The 19,416-nt window shown below is 54.5% G+C and carries 15 protein-coding genes; 10 read left to right on the top strand and 5 right to left on the bottom strand.

Annotated features, from left to right (window positions below; all coding sequences use genetic code 11):
* From PLU01S_RS16605 to PLU01S_RS16585, 5 genes are all read left to right on the top strand, one after another.
* The coding region (locus PLU01S_RS16605; RefSeq protein ID WP_139803985.1) for a YecA/YgfB family protein at positions 1–338 on the top strand (338 nt) is incomplete at its 5' end.
* Between the two features lie 15 nt (positions 339–353).
* A complete protein-coding gene (locus PLU01S_RS16600; RefSeq protein ID WP_074824317.1) occupies positions 354–755 on the top strand; it encodes a YbaN family protein in 402 nt (133 codons plus the stop codon).
* A 680-nt stretch (positions 756–1,435) separates the two neighbouring features.
* Entirely contained in the window at positions 1,436–4,351 is a 2,916-nt protein-coding gene (locus tag PLU01S_RS16595) for a ribonucleoside-diphosphate reductase subunit alpha (RefSeq protein ID WP_019367028.1), read from the top strand.
* Positions 4,352–4,655: 304 nt separating this feature from the next.
* Positions 4,656–5,900, top strand: a complete 1,245-nt coding sequence (locus tag PLU01S_RS16590) for a ribonucleotide-diphosphate reductase subunit beta (RefSeq protein ID WP_019367027.1) — start codon at positions 4,656–4,658, stop codon at positions 5,898–5,900.
* A gap of 387 nt (positions 5,901–6,287) precedes the next feature.
* Positions 6,288–7,538 carry a serine hydrolase domain-containing protein gene (locus tag PLU01S_RS16585; RefSeq protein WP_074824314.1) on the top strand — a complete coding sequence of 417 codons (1,251 nt, stop codon included), beginning with the start codon at positions 6,288–6,290 and terminating at the stop codon, positions 7,536–7,538.
* A 76-nt stretch (positions 7,539–7,614) separates the two neighbouring features.
* On the opposite strand, the gene PLU01S_RS16580 is transcribed toward PLU01S_RS16585, so the two are convergent.
* On the bottom strand, positions 7,615–8,025 hold the full coding sequence (locus PLU01S_RS16580) for a septal ring lytic transglycosylase RlpA family protein (RefSeq protein WP_074824311.1): 411 nt from the start codon (positions 8,023–8,025) through the stop codon (positions 7,615–7,617).
* A 316-nt stretch (positions 8,026–8,341) separates the two neighbouring features.
* Here PLU01S_RS16580 and PLU01S_RS16575 point away from each other — a divergent pair, with 316 nt between their 5' ends.
* Positions 8,342–10,750 carry a helicase-related protein gene (locus PLU01S_RS16575; RefSeq protein WP_074824309.1) on the top strand — a complete coding sequence of 803 codons (2,409 nt, stop codon included), beginning with the start codon at positions 8,342–8,344 and terminating at the stop codon, positions 10,748–10,750.
* A 46-nt stretch (positions 10,751–10,796) separates the two neighbouring features.
* Here PLU01S_RS16575 and PLU01S_RS16570 read toward each other — a convergent pair whose 3' ends face one another.
* The 4 genes from PLU01S_RS16570 to PLU01S_RS16550 form a co-directional block, all read right to left on the bottom strand.
* Positions 10,797–11,987, bottom strand: coding sequence for a sugar transporter (locus tag PLU01S_RS16570; RefSeq protein ID WP_074824302.1), 1,191 nt, complete (start codon positions 11,985–11,987; stop codon positions 10,797–10,799).
* Positions 11,988–13,153: 1,166 nt separating this feature from the next.
* Positions 13,154–14,158, bottom strand: a complete 1,005-nt coding sequence (locus tag PLU01S_RS16560) for a DUF2167 domain-containing protein (protein WP_074824296.1) — start codon at positions 14,156–14,158, stop codon at positions 13,154–13,156.
* A gap of 375 nt (positions 14,159–14,533) precedes the next feature.
* The gene (locus tag PLU01S_RS16555; protein ID WP_019367020.1) at positions 14,534–14,719 is read right to left on the bottom strand and encodes a hypothetical protein; all 186 of its coding nucleotides are present in this window, start codon (positions 14,717–14,719) and stop codon (positions 14,534–14,536) included.
* A gap of 202 nt (positions 14,720–14,921) precedes the next feature.
* On the bottom strand, positions 14,922–15,806 hold the full coding sequence (locus PLU01S_RS16550) for a LysR family transcriptional regulator (RefSeq protein ID WP_074824293.1): 885 nt from the start codon (positions 15,804–15,806) through the stop codon (positions 14,922–14,924).
* A gap of 88 nt (positions 15,807–15,894) precedes the next feature.
* Between PLU01S_RS16550 and PLU01S_RS16545 the strand changes: the two genes are divergently transcribed.
* From PLU01S_RS16545 to PLU01S_RS16530, 4 genes are all read left to right on the top strand, one after another.
* On the top strand, positions 15,895–16,356 hold the full coding sequence (locus PLU01S_RS16545) for a multidrug/biocide efflux PACE transporter (RefSeq protein WP_074824291.1): 462 nt from the start codon (positions 15,895–15,897) through the stop codon (positions 16,354–16,356).
* Between the two features lie 197 nt (positions 16,357–16,553).
* Positions 16,554–16,976: a GFA family protein gene (locus PLU01S_RS16540; protein ID WP_233432131.1), complete on the top strand. Its 423-nt coding sequence runs from the start codon at positions 16,554–16,556 to the stop codon at positions 16,974–16,976.
* Between the two features lie 120 nt (positions 16,977–17,096).
* Positions 17,097–17,552 (top strand): CBS domain-containing protein, encoded by a 456-nt coding sequence (locus tag PLU01S_RS16535; protein WP_010794683.1) that lies wholly within the window; start codon positions 17,097–17,099, stop codon positions 17,550–17,552.
* A gap of 250 nt (positions 17,553–17,802) precedes the next feature.
* Positions 17,803–19,410: an MFS transporter gene (locus PLU01S_RS16530; RefSeq protein WP_074824281.1), complete on the top strand. Its 1,608-nt coding sequence runs from the start codon at positions 17,803–17,805 to the stop codon at positions 19,408–19,410.
* Positions 19,411–19,416: the final 6 nt, after the last annotated feature.

Genomic DNA, 19,416 nt, shown 5'->3' with positions numbered 1-19,416 from the left:
TGGGCAGCGATGAGGAGCTTGAGCTTCCATGCGACTTGGAGCTAGGCGACGATCCAGATGACTCCGACCTGCGCGGCTGGTGTATCGGATTCATGGAAGGCGTCTTCCTGCGTGAAGCCGTCTGGTTCGAGCAGGCCGAGGAAGAAGTCAGCGAGCTGCTGTTGCCCATCATGGTTGGTTCAGGCCTTTTCGAAGAACAGGCTGAATTCAGCGATATCGCTGAAGACCCTGAGCTGGTCGACAACATGGTCTCGCAGATTCCGGAAATCCTGACGCAGCTGTTCCTGCTGTGCCATGCCCCTGAAGAAAAGCCAGCGTTGCTAAAGCCTCGTCACTGAGGCTCTCAACATCGAATGCCTGAACGAGATGTACGCGTCAGCCGGCGGCCCTGGGTCCGTTATAGCCTGCTGACGCTGGGCTGGGTCAGTGTTGCCTTGGGCGTGATTGGCATTTTTCTGCCTCTTTTACCAACCACCCCTTTTCTCCTCCTCGCAGCGGGCTGCTTTATGCGCAGCTCGGAGCGCTTCTATGGCTGGCTGGTCAACCATCCTCGGCTAGGCCCCTGGATCAAGGATTATCTGGAGGGTGAAGGGATTCCGCTCAAGGGAAAAATCTACGCCATTTTCACCATGTGGATCAGTATTGGAATCTCCAGCTGGCTAGTACCCTATTTCTGGGCACGCGTGTTCATGGTGGTCAGCTCGGCCTGCGTGACAATCTACATCCTTCGTCAGAAGACTCGTCCCGTCCCTTAGCGGGACTCATTTTATTGCTCTTAAAGAAGCGTTTTTCTACTTGACTTCTCTTGCTTATCTCTATCGCATCCAGTCATAAAAGCACCACTACATATAGTGTTAACGTTTGAACGAAATTTCATTTGCCTGCTCTGACGAAAAGATGCGGAAAACGCGACTGACGGCGAACCTCAGAAGCCATGCGACCTGCGTCGACATATCCCAAAATTACCCACTTTTTATCCACAGGCTGTGGCGTTTTATCAACTTGCAAAGCAGCCGCTAGCGCATTATCTTGTACCTCGCTTTAACGAACATCCCTATATATTGGGGTTCGCCGAGCAACCGGACACTAGACAAAGTAAAACTTGTCAACCCGTCAAGCGTTCAGCCTCCGGTTGGTCGAAGCTCTTTTTCAATGACGATTGACGCAGCTTCGGAGACCAGCCAACCCGCTATTCCTCCCCGAAGCCCATACAGCCCCTACCACTACATGATGTGGTTAGCCGCCGGCTGGTATTGAATCGTTTTTTGAGCCTTTAACGCTTTATGGCTCATGTTTGAGTGATTAACGGGCCTGGCCATAAGCCGTGTCTGGTGTGAGCGTTTTGCAAAGCCAACCCGGCGCCGTTTTGCAAAACGCTTAAAGATAGGAGCCGTAGAGGCTCCATCGTACTTATAACGTTAGGAGACGAACCCGCATGCAGACTGATCTGTCCCGCGAGAAAGCAACGACCGACGGCTTCCCGGCCGACGACAACAACCTGGACGTCAAGGCCACTGCTCCCGGCCAACTGCGTGTCATCAAGCGTAACGGCACAGTCGTTCCCTACACTGACGACAAGATCACCGTTGCCATCACCAAGGCATTCCTGGCCGTTGAAGGCGGTACTGCTGCGGCCTCCTCACGTATCCATAACACGGTAAAGCGTCTGACCGAGCAGGTCACAGCGACCTTCAAGCGTCGCATGCCTTCCGGTGGTACGATTCACATCGAAGAAATTCAGGATCAGGTCGAATTGGCTCTGATGCGTGCCGGCGAACAAAAAGTGGCTCGTGATTACGTGATCTATCGCGAAGCACGTGCCCAGGAGCGCAAGCGCGCCGTTGCTGAAGTGGCAGAGCCGCATCCAAGCATCCGCGTAACCAAGGCTGACGGTACTCTGCTTCCGCTGGACATGGGTCGCCTGAACACCATCATCTCCGAAGCATGTGAAGGCCTGGCCGAAGTCAACGGCGAGCTGATCCAGCGCGAAACACTGAAGAACCTGTACGACGGCGTAGCCGAAAAAGACGTTAATACCGCACTGGTCATGACGGCGCGTACGCTAGTTGAGCGCGAGCCGAACTACTCCTTCGTTACAGCCCGCCTGCTACTCGACAGCCTGCGTGCGGAAGGTCTGTCCTTCCTAAGCGTTGCAGAAAGCGCCACTCACCATGAGATGGCCGACCTGTACGCCAAAGCCCTGCCCGCCTACGTTGCCAAAGGCGTAGAGCTGGAGCTGCTGGACCCGAAACTGGCAAGCTTCGACCTGGAAAAGCTGGGCAAGGCGATCAACCACGAGCGTGACGGCCAATTCACCTACCTCGGCCTGCAGACGCTGTACGACCGCTACTTCCTGCACAGCAACGGTACCCGCTTCGAGCTGCCGCAGCTGTTTTTCATGCGCGTCGCCATGGGCTTGTCCCATATGGAAGCCGATAAGGAAGCGCGGGCAATCGAGTTCTACAACCTGCTGTCCAGCTTTGACTACATGGCGTCCACACCGACCCTGTTCAACGCCGGCACCCTGCGCCCACAGCTGTCCAGCTGCTACCTGACTACCGTCCCGGATGATCTGTCGGGCATCTACGGCGCGATTCACGATAACGCCATGTTGTCCAAATTCGCGGGCGGCCTGGGTAATGACTGGACTCCGGTACGTGCATTGGGCTCCTACATCAAGGGCACCAACGGCAAGTCCCAGGGCGTTGTTCCGTTCCTGAAGGTAGTGAACGACACCGCCGTAGCCGTTAACCAGGGCGGCAAGCGCAAGGGCGCCGTCTGTGCGTACCTGGAAACCTGGCACCTGGATATCGAAGAGTTCCTCGAGCTGCGCAAGAACACCGGTGACGACCGCCGCCGTACTCACGACATGAACACCGCGAACTGGATTCCGGATCTGTTCATGAAGCGTGTATTCGATGACGGCAACTGGACTCTGTTCTCCCCTTCCGATGTACCGGATCTGCACGACCTGTACGGCAAGGCATTCGAAGAGCGTTATGAGTATTACGAAGCCCTAATCGAATACGGCAAGATCAAGCTGTACAAGACCATCAAGGCCAAGGATCTGTGGCGCAAGATGTTGTCCATGCTGTTCGAAACCGGCCATCCCTGGTTGACCTTCAAGGACCCATGCAACCTGCGCAGCCCGCAGCAGCACGTGGGCGTGGTTCACAGCTCCAACCTGTGCACCGAGATCACCTTGAACACCAACAAGGACGAGATCGCTGTATGTAACCTGGGTTCGATCAACCTGGTGAACCACATCGTCGAAGGCAAGCTGGACATCGAGAAAATCGGCCGTACTGTAAAGACTGCCGTGCGCATGCTCGATAACGTTATCGACATCAACTACTACTCGGTTCCTCAGGCTCGCAACTCCAACCTGAAGCACCGTCCGGTGGGCATGGGCATCATGGGCTTCCAGGATGCGTTGTACCTCCAGCACATCGCCTATGGCTCAGATGCCGCCGTCGAGTTCGCCGACAAGTCCATGGAAGCGATCAGCTACTTTGCGATCCAGGCGTCCTGTGACCTGGCCGACGAGCGTGGCAGCTACGAGACGTTCGAAGGCTCGCTGTGGTCCAAGGGCATTCTGCCGATCGACTCTGAAAAGATGCTGATCGAAGAGCGTGGCTCCAAGTACATTGAAGTCGACCTGTCCGAGACGCTGGATTGGGCGCCGATTCGCGAGCGCGTTAAGAAGGGTATTCGTAACTCGAACATCATGGCCATCGCGCCGACTGCAACCATCGCCAACATTACCGGCGTATCGCAGTCCATCGAGCCGACTTACCAGAACCTGTACGTGAAATCGAACCTGTCGGGCGAGTTCACCGTGATCAACCCCTACCTGGTGCGTGACTTGAAAGCACGCGGCCTGTGGGATCCAGTCATGGTCAACGACCTCAAGTACTACGACGGCTCCGTCCAGCAGATCGAGCGCATCCCGCAAGACCTGAAGGACCTGTACGCTACCGCGTTTGAAGTCGAAACCCGTTGGATCGTGGAAGCAGCGAGCCGCCGTCAGAAGTGGATCGATCAGGCACAGTCCCTGAACCTCTACATCGCTGGCGCCTCGGGCAAGAAGCTGGACGTGACCTATCGCATGGCGTGGTTCCGTGGTCTGAAGACCACCTATTACCTCCGTGCCCTGGCTGCTACCAGCACCGAGAAGTCCACCATCAACACCGGCAAGCTGAATGCCGTTAGTGCGGATCCGATCACCGGCGTACAAGCCAGTGCCTCACCGGCGCCAGCACAAAAAGCCGAGGCGGCACCCGCTCCGGCTCCGGCACCAGTGCCCAAGGCCTGCAGCATCGACGACCCCGACTGCGAAGCCTGTCAGTAAGCCATAAGCCCTCTCTTCGGAGAGGATTCGGGGAGGGGTTTACCACCCTCCCCGAACGTAAATCCAAACACAACAAGTACTGAAAGTCGGCCTCACGAGACCGATTGGCCTGTCCCTGCCTTGAGCATGATTACAGGGGCTCACCTTGGCAGAGCAGGCATGATTGGGGCGTAACCACATAGTACAGTCATCCGCTGCTTAAACGTGTGACGTCCGATCAAACACCGTGCCCCATGTGCACTCTAAAAGACATCTAGATTTTACCGACTGGCCGAGTGCCGGTCCTCAAGCAGGAGAACACACCATGCTGAGCTGGGACGAATTCGACAAAGACGAAGAAGCAACCGCCACCCCTGCCACTGCACAGCAGGACGGCGACATGCCGCTGGAAAAACTGGATAGCGTAGGCGGTGCTGCTGCCAACGAAGCACGCGCCGTAGATGCCGCCGACTCTGACGCCGTAGCCCGCGCCAAGGCCGCACTGAACGATCTCGACATTCAAGAAGGCCTGGATGATCTGGAAGGCTCCGCTGCCCGTGTACAGGTAGGCGACAAGCAAATGATCAATGCCCGCGCCGACTTGAACCAGCTCGTACCCTTCAAGTACGACTGGGCCTGGCAGAAGTACCTGGACGGCTGCGCCAACCACTGGATGCCGCAGGAAGTCAACATGACCGGGGACATCGCCCTGTGGAAGAGCGCTGACGGCCTCTCTGAAGACGAGCGCCGCATCGTGAAGCGTAACCTGGGCTTCTTCTCCACCGCCGACTCCCTGGTTGCCAACAACCTTGTGTTGGCCGTATATCGCCTAATCACCAACCCCGAGTGCCGCCAGTACATCCTGCGGCAGGCGTTCGAAGAGGCGATCCATACCCACGCGTACCAGTACTGCATTGAGTCCCTGGGCATGGACGAAGGCGAAATCTTCAACATGTACCATGAGATTCCATCGGTTGCGAAAAAAGCCTCCTGGGGCCTCAAGTACACCCGCTCCATCTCTGATCCGGAATTCAAGACCGGCACACCCGAGACGGATCGCCAGTTCCTCAAGAACCTGATCGCGTACTACTGCGTACTGGAAGGCATCTTCTTCTACTGCGGTTTCACCCAGATCCTTTCCATGGGCCGCCGCAACAAGATGACCGGTACTGCCGAGCAGTTCCAGTACATCCTGCGTGACGAGTCTATGCACCTGAACTTTGGCATCGACATGATCAACCAGATCAAGATCGAAAACCCGCACCTGTGGGATGCCCAGATGAAGGACGAAGCCACCCAGATGATTCTTCAGGGCACTCAGCTCGAAATCGAATACGCGCGCGACACCATGCCCCGCGGCGTACTGGGCATGAACGCGGCCATGATGGAAGACTATCTGAAGTTCATCGCCAACCGCCGCCTGACCCAAATCGGCCTGAAGGAAGAGTACCCAGGTACTACTAACCCCTTCCCGTGGATGAGCGAAATCATGGACTTGAAGAAAGAAAAGAACTTCTTCGAGACACGCGTGATTGAGTATCAGACTGGCGGGGCGTTGAGCTGGGATTGATAGCCTCTTGCCCCAGCAAAAATTGGTCTTACGCCGGTATAGGTGTTAGAAGCAAGCTAATAAAAGCCCCGCCTAGTGCGGGGCTTTTTATAAAAACTAATCATTAAGCCTTCTTCTGCTGCTTTTACTTTCCCTATACGAGACTAGCTTATTAGATCCGAGCGGCATGTCCCTCGGCAATCATTCTGCAGCGCATCTAAACCTCACTTAATCAATTAAGTGAGGATGGTCCTGCTTAACAAGGGATGGATATCGCTCCGCTCAACCCATCCTAAGGTATTTGTCACACCTTCTCAGGAACCGTCCCGCTTGTAGTCAGCTCTTAGCAGTCAGCCGTTACCGCTGCGCTTTACGCGGGCCTACTCCATAGCCACTGCGAGAATAGTCATGACAATTATTCCAAAGACTGCCGCCCTCTCCCTTCTTGCCTTGTTTATAGCAGGCTGCTCTACACCACAGGCCGATACCCAAACGTCTAAACCCGAGCTAATTGGGCGCGCTCAGGATCTTTATGATTTACCGCCGGCTTACCAGCCCGGAACGTATCGGCATATGGATCAGCTCTTCTTCACACGCGAGGTACACCGCGGTCCGGCAGTTTATCCGCTGCCACGCCAGCACGAGATCAATGTGTGCTACCAAACGGATGATGGCACGCTGGGTGTTGATGAGTTCATGCAACGCAATTACGTGGGTGGGTTGTTGATCATCAAGAACGGCAAAATCGCTCTTGAGCGGTACGGCCTGGGAAATACAAAAGAGACGCGCTGGACGTCATTCAGCGTAGTGAAATCCATCTCCTCTTCCCTTGTTGGAGCGGCGGTACAACAGGGGCGAATCAAGAGTGTGAAGGAGCCTATTGCACGTTATCTGCCACAACTATCGGGTGGCGCCTATGACAACGTGACGATAGAGCAGGTATTGCAGATGAGTTCAGGGGCTGCCTGGAACGAAACCTATCGTGATCCCACGTCGGATCGGCGTCGAATGTTTGAGCTTCAGCTCGCTAATAAGCCCGGCGAATTGTTAAAGCAATTGTCAGGACTCAAGCGTGCCTCGGCGCCCGGTACAGCCTTCAAGTACAGCACCGGTGAGTCGCACCTTCAGAGTGAGTTGGTTCATGCCGTAACGGGCATGACTACGAGTGACTATCTCTCCGAGCGTATCTGGGCACGTATGGGTATGGAGCGCGACGCCTTTTGGCAGCTCGACGCAAGAGCAGGCCAGGAAATCGGCAGCAGCGGCTTCTCGGCTACCTTGAGGGATTATGGTCGTTTTGGGCAGTTCATTCTCAATGATGGTGTGATCAACGGTGAGCGTATCCTGCCGGCGGGCTGGATTGATCAGGCGACTCGTGTAGACCCAGCATCCTATCTGGCTCCCGGAAAGCTATACGAGGGCGAGTATCCCTTGGGTTATGGTTATCAATGGTGGACATTCCCTGTAGGCACCCACGCCCTGCCCGGCCATGAGGGCGGAGCGTTCGAGGCACAAGGGATCTTTGGGCAGTTCCTGTATATCAACCGTAAGGAAGGTGTCGTTGCCGTGGTGTGGAGCGCTTGGCCTAAACCCGAAATGGATAAGCAGGAAATGGAGACCTATGCATTCTTGGGCGCTGCAATTAAAGCGCTGCGCTGACATTTGAATAGAGTTTTGAGGGCGTTTGCTTAAAGCTTTCTTTGAGCAAATGCCCTAGGTCCTACACCTCTGGGTTTTAATCGATTCGCTCGATTTTGACTGGCCCTGTGCCGTTCTCCACCAGGTCGACCCGCTTAGCGGCCGCGCGAGACAAGTCGATAATGCGGCCACGGATAAAGGGGCCCCGGTCGGTAATCCGCACCACCACCTGTTTGTTGTTTTCCAGATTGGTGACACGTACTTTGGAGCCCAAAGGAAGCGTTTTATGGGCAGCGACCAGCGTGTTGTTATTGAATGTCTCACCGCTGGCCGTTTCTCTGCCATGAAACTTCTGGGAGTAGTATGAAGCTTTGCCCTTCTGTTCGAATGGCTTGGGCGCTTGCTTCGCCTCCTTGATTGGAACGGCCTCCGCTTTTTTATCCTGGCAGGCCACGCAACCCACTAGCAGACAGAAGAACAGCAGCAAACGTTTTGAATCGATAAGCATGCTTGAACCCTTCTTTATTATTGGTCTGCCTGTAAATGCTGCGCCTGGTTATCCAATCGCGGCGTGCATCTATTCAGGCAACCCTTAGTTTTTGGAAAGCAAAAGCACTGGCTGGATCAGGTCTTACTGCATACAAAGGTTTGAGTGCAGCGATAGTTGAGCCGTTCTTGAAGATGGCACCCTAACATCACATTTGTGATGAGCTGCTCAGTTGCTTGCTCTCTTTCTCAGCCCTCCATCAGTCGCATGAAACGACCAAAGACCGCACAATCTTGTCCTAACGTCATAACTCACTGATTTTCGGGAAGTCCCTGCAATGCCTAAAGGTGACTATAGACAGCGTAAAGCGCTCCGCCTTGAACGTCTCAAGCGGTTTATTGAGTGGGCAACCGGGCGGTATCCCGATTTCACCCCCAAGAAGCATCATCAGGAAGAGTGGTACAAGCCCTATATTGGGTATGCCATTCCCAACCTGGGTCGTGCCGCTAAGGGTTTCTGGTTAGGGCTAGATGCCGGCACCATCGAGGCGACTATGGATGAGCCTGATCCAGAGCGGTTGCTAGGGCGTATCTTGTTACGCGACAGCAGCGACTATAGGTGCCTTATTGATATTTTTGGCGCTGAAAAGATCGTCTCGTTGGGTTCAGTACAGCTCTTGATCGAGCCAGAGTGGACGTTACGCCTGGAAGACAGTGATTCTCATGAGGCATTCGAGGATCAGGCTCGGCAAGCTATGGAGCATTATGTGCAGGAGCGGCTACGCATCCTGGAGCGCCCGTTCAGGGAGATGAGCGAAGACGATCGACTGGAAGTGCTTGAGCGGCTACGGCCGGAGCTTTCACGTATTGATGACTTTCTGGAACATGCGGTCGAGATCATCAATGAGGTTCGCCATGAGCTGCGCTTTGTAGTTGAGTTGCGCCACGGCGATCTGGCATTGGATATACAGCGCCGGATACCGGCAAACCAAGGCCATATTCTCAGCGAGGAAGAAGTCCTGACCCTGAAGGATGAAGACCGGCAGGAAGTTCTGGCCAAGTTCAATATGGTCCTTGAAGAAGCTGGCGACTTTGACCTGCTGCAACTGGGTCAGCATCGATTGACAGAGCTGTTCATGCAGGACACCGGTCGGCTGCGCAAGACGATTCGTAGTACGTTGCGCAACTACAAGGAGAAAATGGCCTTCGCTACGCTCCTGCAGAATGATCCGCGCTTTTTGCATTATCACAAGCTGTATCCGGCTCGCCAATTAACGCGTAAGTGGATTGCCCTGCTCGGCCCTACCAACAGTGGCAAAACGCACCAGTCCATAGAAGCGATGACTTCGGTTACCCACGGTATCTACCTTTCACCGCTGCGCCTGATGGCCCTGGAAAATCAGGAGCGCATCGAGTCCATGGGCATACCCTGCTCGCTTGTAACCGGTGAAGAAGAAATTATCCGGGAAGGTGCGACGCATTTTTGCTGCACAGTTGAGGAGTTTGCACGCTTTCGCCAGAAGCGCTGGGATGTGGTCGTGGTGGATGAAGTGCAGATGATGGCCGATTCGCAACGAGGCTGGGCCTGGGTAGACGCGCTCGTCAGCGCTTATACGCCTGAGTTGATCATGACTGGGCCACCGCTGATCGAGCCATCCCTAAAAACGCTATGCGACTTGTGCGAAGACCGCCTGATCATCAAGCGCACCAAGCGGCTCTCCCCTGTCGAGGTTTCGAGACACTCTACCAGCCTGAAGAATCTGGAGCCCGGATCGATGCTGGTGGCTTTCAGCCGTCGTACGGTGCTGGATCTCAAGGCAATGCTGGAGATGACAGGCAAAACGGTTTCGGTGGTTTACGGTGCCTTGTCTCCAGAAGTACGGCGCGAACAGGCACGCCGGTTTCGCGAAGGTGAAGCAGACATCATGGTAGCAACCGATGCGGTGGGCATGGGCCTTAACCTACCGGCCCATACCCTGTGCTTTTACACGGATGAAAAGTTTGACGGCATTCAGGTGCGGCAGCTCAACGTACAGGAGGTCAAGCAGATTGGCGGGCGCGCCGGACGCTTTGGCCATCATGACGAAGGCGTTATCACTGCCTTGGAGCCACACGTACTCAAGTCCATCAAACGGTTGTTCAACAGTCCCGACAAGCCAGTAGACTTGTCTCAGTTTCAGGTGCGGCCTTCTATCGATCACCTGAAAGCCATTTCCGAGCTGATGAATGAACCCAGCCTGCTCAGAGCGTGGCTGACGTTCAACCGAAACATCAATTATGGCGATGCGTTTGTATCTGTATTGCCCGATGAGCTGGCTGACTGGATCAAGGCAATCGATGATCCACGCATTCCCCTCTGGCTACGCTGGATTTTCGCCTGCACTCCTATTCGGGGAGGCCTGGAAAGCCCTGCCAGCAGCTTTGCACAACACTGGTTGAAAAAGGTTGCCCAAGAAAAGGTCATTGAGCTGCCACGCCTGATTCTTGAATCAGATCTTGCAACGCTGGAAAGCTCGCTGCATATCGTGGAGACCTACCTGCACCTTGCACGTACATTACCGGAATATTTCCCGGACATCGAGCGTGGTGAAGAGCACCGCACCTTGCTGAACGAAGCCATTACACGAGAGCTCTCCAGGCGCAAACGCCCTCGTCGTTCAAGCCTGGGACGAGGAAATCAGAGCGGACGTGAAAAGCAGGGAGAAGCAGAAGGAAGACGCGCGTCTCGCTCGGCGCGTGGCCGTTAGCAGTGATGTGCCGAGAGCCAGCAGGCACCTCGGCACATCACTTAATTTATAGCGGATTGGCGTTGAGCTGCTTGGAAAACCTGAGTGTCATGATGTAGCAGAACGCCAAACCGGCAAATGCCAGCAGACCGCCTACGACACCAATATGGATGAGCCCAAGCTGAGTCCCTACAACGCTACCCATAAGGGCCCCACCGCCAATTCCAATGTTATAAATACCCGAGAACAGGGCCATCGCCACGTCAGTGGCATCCTTGGCCAGCGCTAGCACCTTGGCTTGCAAGGCAAGACCGAAACACATGATCGCAACGCCCCAGACGACACTCAGCCCGCCTAATAGATAGGCGTGCTGGGCAAACGGCCGCAGCACCAACAGAGAGATGGTGATACCCGCAATGGCCGAGATCAAAAAGCCATTGGGATACATGATGCTGTACCGGCTGAACAGGACGGAGCCTATGACACCAGCGCCACCAAACAGGAGCAGCAGAACCGTTGTCATGTTTCCACTCAGATGGGCGATCTCCTGAGCGAAGGGCTCAATGTAGCTATAACCTGTGAAATGGGCCGTTACCACGAGCACTGTCAGGATATAGATACAGACTAGGGCAGGCCGCTTGAAGAGCACGGGCAAGCTGCTCAGGGAACCGGAATTATGGCTTGGCAGCAACGGCAATGCCCTGGCCAGCCAGATCACTATACCGGTAGCAAAGACCGCAATCGCCACGAAAGTTGCCCGCCATCCCAGGGTTTCTCCCAACACCCGCCCTAGCGGAATACCCAGGACCATGGCAAGACACGTACCGGTTGCCAAAAGGCTCAAAGCCTGCGTCTGCTTGCCCTCAGGAGCAATGCGTACAGCCAGCGACGCCGTGATGGACCAGAAGACCGCATGTGCAATGGCGATGCCGATACGGCTCACAATCAATACAGTGAAGCTCCAGGCGAAGCCCGATAGGATATGACTGGCGACGAATACTGCAAAAACCAGAATCAGCAGCCGCCGCCGCTCGATATTACGCGTGAACAGCATCATGGGGAGCGAAATGAGCGCCACGACCCAGGCATAGATGGTCAGCATGATGCCCACCTGAGCTGGCGACATCTCGAAGGTTTTGCCGATGTCACTGAGCAGCGCCACCGGTACGAATTCAGTGGTATTGAAGATAAAGGCTGCCAGCGCCAGCGCAATTACGCCAAGCCAGGCACCGCCGCGTGAATCAACAGAGGTATTCATCAGCACTATCTAGTCTTCTGGTTTACAGGATGAGTCTTGGTCCGGCAGTTTAGGAACTGCCTGCCTGAAGCTTAGCCATCCAATGCCACTAGACCCGAAACGACAACACACCACCCGCAGCATCACTGGCCGCGTATGGCGTATATGTTATTCAGGAAGAACTGCAGAGCTTAGATGGGAAACTAAGTAACACAAATGATACGCTTAGTAACATCGACTCACAATATCATCAGGCGTTCCAAAAGACCTGATTCATCGGCTCAATGTAGTTCTCACGATAGCTTATTAGCGGACACGCTCTAATGCGGGGCTGTCTTGCTACAAGAAGCAGTGGCCTTCACACAGGGTTTCGATAGAGTCCGCCATATACTGCGTTTCGCCAGTGAACTGGCCTAGCTTTATTTGTGGTCTCTTCGAATCCATAAAGTCGACCGTAACGGTATAGTTGGATGTCTTATACCGATTTAAATCGGTCCTTATGCCTGGACAGTTGGAATAAAAGCCTGCTTCGTAACGGGTCTTTTTATCGCAACGCTCATCATCTTCATGCCTGTGATAGCCCGTGCTTCCGCTTGAATGGGATTTGCCGGATTTACACTCCAGTAGAGTGACCTCATGGGAGCAGATGCCTGAAGTGGTACAGCCTACCTGGTCTTCCTGTTCGAAAAGATGGGTGTTATGGCGCGTCCAACTCACCTTCAAATTGTAAGGTAACGTGCTCTCTTCTCCAGACACGGTGAATGACTGACCGAGATAGGCATCACGGTACACCTTCGCGCTGAGCGAAAAGTCCCAGCCGTCAATCTTATGGAGGTGTACCACCAGGGCATTGGCCCGAACAGGATGGTAGCAGGGCCTGTCCTTAGCCGATTTTTATGCGCATTATCAAAGTCTGTCGGAAAAACCTCTTCATAGACTTGCGTCTTACCTTTTGCTTCAAAGGTATGGGTGCAACCTACCAAGCAGAACAAAGTGATCATTAAACAGGGCACAACGTTTCTTGTTTTCACTGACTCACCGGACTGCATACGCGGCGATACTCAGCCAGCAGGATGTTCTGCTGGCTGGTAGGTCATTGCATAGATTCAGGGAAACTGCGTTGACTGCTTGATGGCCCGCCACGCTACAGCCAGACCAGGAATCCGATCCGGCGGATAGGTTAAGCGTTACTTCTTGTCGTCTGTCTCGGAGCTGTTCATGTCCATGACAGTCCTGGCTGGGGTCTCAGGTTCATTCATGACCGGAGTCGACGCTACGGGCTCGCTCTTTTTCTTACCCCGAAACCGGTTGAATACCCAACCAATCAGAAGCATGGGTAGCATCCACAGCTTCTTGAACAGTAATAGCGCTCCAGCCAGAATTCCCAACTTGGCCGCCGCCTTGCCTGCAATCAGTGCGCCTATGCCATAAGCTGCCACCTTGTCGATGTCAGGATTGAAATCGGCGTAACGGTTACCGTCATTGAAATTGGTCATTGCCAGGACGGCAGGCGCGCTTTTCTGGATTTGAGGCAGCTGATCCATCCCAGCAATGAAACTCAGCACCAATACGCCTTTACGGCCCAGTACGCGGATATCGTAGTTGAGGCCATGCTCGGTATCATTGCCTAGCTTGAGCTCTTGAGCCCAATAGAGCTTTTTGCCTTCCTTGTCGTAACGCGGCGTAGCAGCCCAGCCTACCAGCTCAAGCGGCTCATACCCTTGTTCTTGACGCGCCTTGTTGCCATCGCGAACATCCTGCTGCATGTCCTTCAGCAGGTCGGCATAGTCGATGTCAGCCGCATCCTCATCAGATACGTAGCCGCTTTTTTCGTAATAGACCGTCATGCCCCATGACTCGCGCTCGAACGGCGAAATGCCGGCAGGCATCACCATCCCCATGGGCGGGTTTTGACTGGGAGGATTGCCCCAAGCTTCCAGTACACGCTCGGCATCCTTACTGTTCAGAAAGACGAACTCTTTAGGCAGATCAAGCGTTGCAAGATTGCCATTCAGGACGATCTTGCCCGTCTTGAAGTTCAGCGACTTGAGGAACCTATCCACCGCCAGCTCTTGAGCGTTTGACGTAGCAGGCGCGGCGCTGACGGGTTCAGGCTGTGGATTGGCAGAATAAGCGGCAGGAATAACGGCCACAGCCAAAAGGCTGGCCAGGATCAGTTCCTTGATCGGCATAAAAGCTCCATGAAGATATGTTGTGCTATCCAAACGCAATCATATCATCAGCCCTACAAAGACGCTGCGGCGCAACGAAATTTTTTGATACATGTGGTCAAACACAACCTTGCCGATAGCTACAGGTTGACACAACCGCTTCAAGGCTCAGACGATTGGAAGAGCAGAGGTTGGGCCAGCACGATTAAAAGCCGGACTGGACGATGCGTCATGAGTTGATGAACTGGAGCCATACCGCGCAGCCAGATTGGTCCTGAAATGTACCTAGCTGAGAGGTGGCCGTCCCGCCTGGGGACAGGCACACCCTCGTGGTGTTGTGCTAGCGATACTCATGTTCAGCGCGAACAAAGCGACTGACAAAACGGTACAGTGCGGTTAAGCGGCGTAAGCCTCTGATTTGGCCAGGATTCGACTGATTTCATAACGATTCTCAGTAGTCAGATGATCGGTCAAACGATGCAACTGCCTGACAATCAGTTGCTGACTGTCATGATCACGTGCTGCCCGTAGCTCTTTCATCAGCGAGCGGATGATTTGTGCAGTGAGTTCAAGATCGCTCATGGGCTTTCCCTCATGAAGGCTATAAATGGGATGGTTCGTAAGCCGGCTTACTTACTCTGTCCATTACATCCCTCAAACAGTTCTCGTTTAGCCGATGAGCGAACCCTCTGCCGATAACTGGCAGGTTACGATCCGCTGTATTCTTTTGATTGATTTACTGGATGCCCCTCCTCTTTGCGGCTGCCTGAGTAGTACGCATCCTTCAAGATCTATTCGTTTGTGTAAGACGCTCAAGCAGCCAGGCTGCAGCAGGACCAAGCGGCTGTTTACGCGACCACACCACATCCACCGATACCTGCTTGGGCCAGCCATTCATGACCAACTCATGCACCCGCCCCTGCGCATGGGACTCGACCAACCCCTTGGGTAACGCGGCCCACCCAAAGCCCAACGCCGCCATTTCCAGCAACAGCAGGTAGTCTGGAGTCGACCAGCATCGCGTACTGTGTACAGGCAGGGTCGCATCGTCCAGATCACTGCTGACAACGCTGCTCAGACGCAGCATGCGGTAGTGAGCAAGGTCCTGAGGTTCAACTACCGCTTTCTGGGAAAGGGCATGCACTTGGCTGACAAAAAGACCAAAGGAGGAATAGTAAGGCAGCCGGGAGTGCGCAATATCCGGCCCGTATTCCGGTTGAGCGGCCAATAGCCCCAGGTTGGCGCGGCCTTGATTGATCAGATCCAGCACATCGGCCTGTTCGGCAAAAAAGCACTCGAACTCCAGATCAGGATAGCGCTGGTCCAATTCGTGAAGACGCGCTTCATATTGGCTCTGCTGGTAGGTATCTGACAGTACCAGTGTCAGCTTGGCTTCCTGCCCGCGGCCCAAGGTAGCCGCGTGACATTTCAATCGGTCTATCGCCGATAGCGTCTCCAGCGCATACCCCAACAAGCTACGCCCAGGTTCGGTCAATGTCAGCTGGCGAGCGCCACGAACAAAGAGCTCAACATCCAGTTCTATTTCAATGCGGGCAATGGTTTCACTGATGGTCGACTGGCTTTTACCAAGCGCCCTCGCTGCCGCGCTGAACGAGCCACTGGATGCGGCATGAACAAACGACTCGAGTGCTTCTATTGAAAGATTCATATCGGTCTAAGCGATACCAGCTAATTTTCGGTTATTGGTTAAACCGATGATAATAGATCATCAAATTTATCCCTAAGCGAGCTTTTCAATGTCTTCTACCTCATCACCTGATCGCAGTTTCTGGGAGCGGGCAGGTCATGCGCTGGCCTTCGAGCTGATTGCCCTAGGCCTCTGTGCGCCTGTGATTGCCTGGGCTATGGGCAAACCCATGGCACAGATCGGCGTGTTGACGCTTATGTTTTCGACCATAGCCATGTTGTGGAACATGATTTTCAACTTCTTGTTTGACCGTGCGCAGAACCGCTTGGGATTCAAACGCAGCTTTGCCGTCCGCCTGCTTCACGGCTGTCTTTTTGAGGCTGGCCTGGTGGTCTTACTGGTTCCGTTGGCAGCATGGTGGCTTTCGATCAGCCTGCTCCAGGCGCTAGTGCTCGATATCGGACTGATCCTGTTTTTCCTGCCTTATTCGGTATGCTTCAACTGGATTTACGATACGCTTCGAGCCCGCTATGTACGTCGTCAAGGTATTCGCGCAGCGTACGAGAAGTGATGAACCGAGTAATAGAAAGGCGCCACGCCTTACGGTGAATGAGTCGGGCTGCCTTTCATACTTGGCAGAGCTTAAATGACAACTCTACGTTGAAAAGCCCCCAATAGAGACAAAACGTCGCCCTACCCTCTTTTTTCCTTTTAATCGCCGATTTTCGACTACGCTTCTCATTCCACTCAGCGAAAGGCGGGATGGCTATGGCTGCTCGGGTCGAGAGACAAGGACGCTGCTTGTGCAGCGCGGTGCACGTAACTGTCAGTCTGGAAAAAACATCTGTCAGCGCTTGTCATTGCTCGATATGTCGGCGATGGGGCGGCGGCCCGCTGATGGTGGTCGAAAGCACGCTCCCTCCCCAATTGACAGGAGAGGAGCATGTTCACGTCTACGAGTCATCAGAGTGGGCTGAGCGAGGCTTTTGTCGCCGATGTGGTACTCACCTGTTTTACCGGTTAAAACACGGCGACTTTCATGCCGTCCCGGTTGGGTTGTTTGATGACCCGGATGACTGGACATTTGCGCTGCAGGTTTTCATAGAAGAAAAACCAGCTTTCTACTGCTTTGCCAACGATACCCGGACCCTAACTGGAAAAGAACTGATTGCGCAGTTCGGCTCCGAGTAAGGCATAGGCCATGCTCGTGCTTGAAAATTTTAATCGTACCCATGGATTACGTTGTTTGGTGACGGCCGGACAGGTCGGGTTATTTTCGTCCTATTGATTTGCCAGCAAGGGAGGAATGATATGAAGACGGTAGCGGATATCCTTAGAGCCAAGCAAAGTCAGGGGGTGTTTACGATCACCCCAAACGTTACGGTGCTTGATGCGCTTAAAGTCATGGCCGAGAAAAATGTGGGTGCCCTGCCCGTTACCGAAGACGGTAAGCTGGTCGGTATCATCAGCGAGCGCGACTATGCACGCAAAGGCGTATTACAGGGCCGCTCCTCCATAGGAACCGCTGTTCGGGAAATCATGACCCGTGCTGTGATCACGGTGACGCCTCGGGAGAGCATTCGTGAGTGCATGTCGCTCATGACGGATCGCCATCTGCGCCACTTACCGGTGATCGACAATGATCAGCTGATCGGTCTGCTTTCCATTGGCGATATCGTGAAGGAAACGATTGCTGAGCAGGACGGGCTGATTCTGCAACTGGAGCAATACATCCGTGGTGAATATCCTACATCACTGGCCGGATGATCAGAGGGAGCAGCTAGGCCATGCGTTTGAGCATGGCCTGCGTTGACTAAAAGTCTGGTTGGGCTTTTTCGTAATCACGACTTCCTTGCCCGTCAGGCTGAACTGTTGCGGCGCCTTATGGACGAATCCATTGCCATCATTGATTAAACAGTGACTGGCACTTCTCAAGGATTCAATAAGGCGCCTATCTGCTGTGCCCGATAAATATCTGGAACCCCTGCCCAATTGGGAGCCGCACGAGCGGCCCTCGATGCCGGGCTCTCCGGCTACGCCACTGCATGCCCCACCGGTACGCCTTGCCTACGCGCTGGTGTCTGTGCTGCTGGGCCTGACAGGCGGCCTCGGTAATGCGCTGATCAGCGTGAACCTTCCCTACATCCAAGGTGATCTAGGTCTGACACCCACCCAGGGTGCCTGGCTGCCTGCAGCCTTTCTGATGGTAAACGTGTCAGCCAACCTGATTCTCGTGAAGTTTCGCCAGCAATACGGGCTTCGCCGCTTTGCCGAGATCGGGCTGGCGCTGTATGCCGTATTCACGATTGCCCATGTGTTTGCCAACAACTTTCCCATGGCGGTGCTGGTCCGGGCCGCCAGTGGCTTTGCTGGCGCGACGATCACAACGCTGGGTACGCTGTATATGCTCCAGGCGTTTCGGAAGGCTCAGGTAGGCAAAGGTTTGGTCATTGGCGTTGGCATCTCCCAGTTGGCAACGCCTCTGGCTTGGCTGCTCTCGCCCGCGCTCAGGGATCTGGGCGAGTGGCATCGCCTGTATATCTTCGAGGCCGGCATGGCGCTGTGCTCACTCGCGGCCATCACCTTGCTCAAGCTACCCCCAGGCATACGCATCAAGGCGTTCGAGCGACTGGACTTTCTGACATTTGCCCTGCTTGGCCCTGCCCTTGCCATGATTGCCGCCGTCCTGGCACAGGGGCGCATTCAATGGTGGCTGACGCAGCCCTGGATGGGGTTTTCATTGGCAGCCGCCCTCGTATTGATCATCATTGCGGTCGCCATTGAGCACCATCGACGCAATCCCCTGCTCCAGACTCGCTGGCTTGGCACCTCCGAGATGCTGCGCTTTGCCTTCGGGGCGATCATGCTGCGCTTTATCCTGTCCGAACAGAATTATGGCGCAGTGGGTCTGCTGCAAACCCTAGGGCTTACAGCCGATCAGTTACAACCGCTTTTTGCAGTGATTCTTGCCGGCATCGTGGCGGGGATTGCCGTCAGTGCTCTGGTGTTCAGCCCGAAAACGATGATCCCTCAGATTCTGGTTTCGATTGTATTGATCGGTATCGCCAGCTTCATGGATACCGACTCGACAAACCAGACACGCCCGCAGGACCTGTTTGTCAGCCAGGGTATTCTGGCTTTTGCCAGTGGCATGTTCCTGGGTCCGCTGATGATGATCGGCTTCTTGCGTGCCCTGCAGAACGGTCCGACCTATATCGTCAGCTTTACCGTGTTGTTTTCCTTTACGCAAAGCCTGGGTGGATTGGCCGGCCCGGCTCTGTTTGGAACATTCGAGACGGTGCGAGAGAAATACCATTCCAGTCACCTGATCGAGAACGTCAACCGTACCGACCCACTGGTGGTGCAGCGCCTGCAGCTTCAAAGTCAGGTTTATGCCCCGGTGCAGACCGACCCTACCCTGCAACAGGCGCTAGGCACCTCCCAACTCAGCCAGGCCGCCACACGAGAGGCACATGTGCTGGCCTTCAACGATGTCTTTCGGCTGATCGGCTTCGTATCGATCACCTTCCTGAGCTGGTCACTGTTTCATACCCTGCGCCTGTCCTATCGGCGAAGAAAGGCGGAACGGGCACAAGCCAACTCCTCTAATAACGCTGCTACGTGAGACGCC

Origin of the sequence: Pseudomonas luteola NBRC 103146 (genome assembly GCF_002091675.1) — a bacterium.
GTDB lineage: Bacteria > Pseudomonadota > Gammaproteobacteria > Pseudomonadales > Pseudomonadaceae > Chryseomonas > Chryseomonas luteola.
This window is presented reverse-complemented; position numbering and strand designations above follow the sequence as displayed.

Coding starts and splice junctions, on each gene's coding strand:
- PLU01S_RS16535 (WP_010794683.1), top strand. CDS start 17,097: ATGAAGACGGTAGCGGATATCCTTAGAGCCAAGCAAAGTCAGGGGGTG.
- PLU01S_RS16575 (WP_074824309.1), top strand. CDS start 8,342: ATGCCTAAAGGTGACTATAGACAGCGTAAAGCGCTCCGCCTTGAACGT.
- PLU01S_RS16595 (WP_019367028.1), top strand. CDS start 1,436: ATGCAGACTGATCTGTCCCGCGAGAAAGCAACGACCGACGGCTTCCCG.
- PLU01S_RS16580 (WP_074824311.1), bottom strand. CDS start 8,025: ATGCTTATCGATTCAAAACGTTTGCTGCTGTTCTTCTGTCTGCTAGTG.
- PLU01S_RS16540 (WP_233432131.1), top strand. CDS start 16,554: ATGGCTGCTCGGGTCGAGAGACAAGGACGCTGCTTGTGCAGCGCGGTG.
- PLU01S_RS16545 (WP_074824291.1), top strand. CDS start 15,895: ATGTCTTCTACCTCATCACCTGATCGCAGTTTCTGGGAGCGGGCAGGT.
- PLU01S_RS16560 (WP_074824296.1), bottom strand. CDS start 14,158: ATGCCGATCAAGGAACTGATCCTGGCCAGCCTTTTGGCTGTGGCCGTT.
- PLU01S_RS16600 (WP_074824317.1), top strand. CDS start 354: ATGCCTGAACGAGATGTACGCGTCAGCCGGCGGCCCTGGGTCCGTTAT.
- PLU01S_RS16550 (WP_074824293.1), bottom strand. CDS start 15,806: ATGAATCTTTCAATAGAAGCACTCGAGTCGTTTGTTCATGCCGCATCC.
- PLU01S_RS16570 (WP_074824302.1), bottom strand. CDS start 11,987: ATGAATACCTCTGTTGATTCACGCGGCGGTGCCTGGCTTGGCGTAATT.
- PLU01S_RS16530 (WP_074824281.1), top strand. CDS start 17,803: ATGCCGGGCTCTCCGGCTACGCCACTGCATGCCCCACCGGTACGCCTT.
- PLU01S_RS16555 (WP_019367020.1), bottom strand. CDS start 14,719: ATGAGCGATCTTGAACTCACTGCACAAATCATCCGCTCGCTGATGAAA.
- PLU01S_RS16590 (WP_019367027.1), top strand. CDS start 4,656: ATGCTGAGCTGGGACGAATTCGACAAAGACGAAGAAGCAACCGCCACC.
- PLU01S_RS16585 (WP_074824314.1), top strand. CDS start 6,288: ATGACAATTATTCCAAAGACTGCCGCCCTCTCCCTTCTTGCCTTGTTT.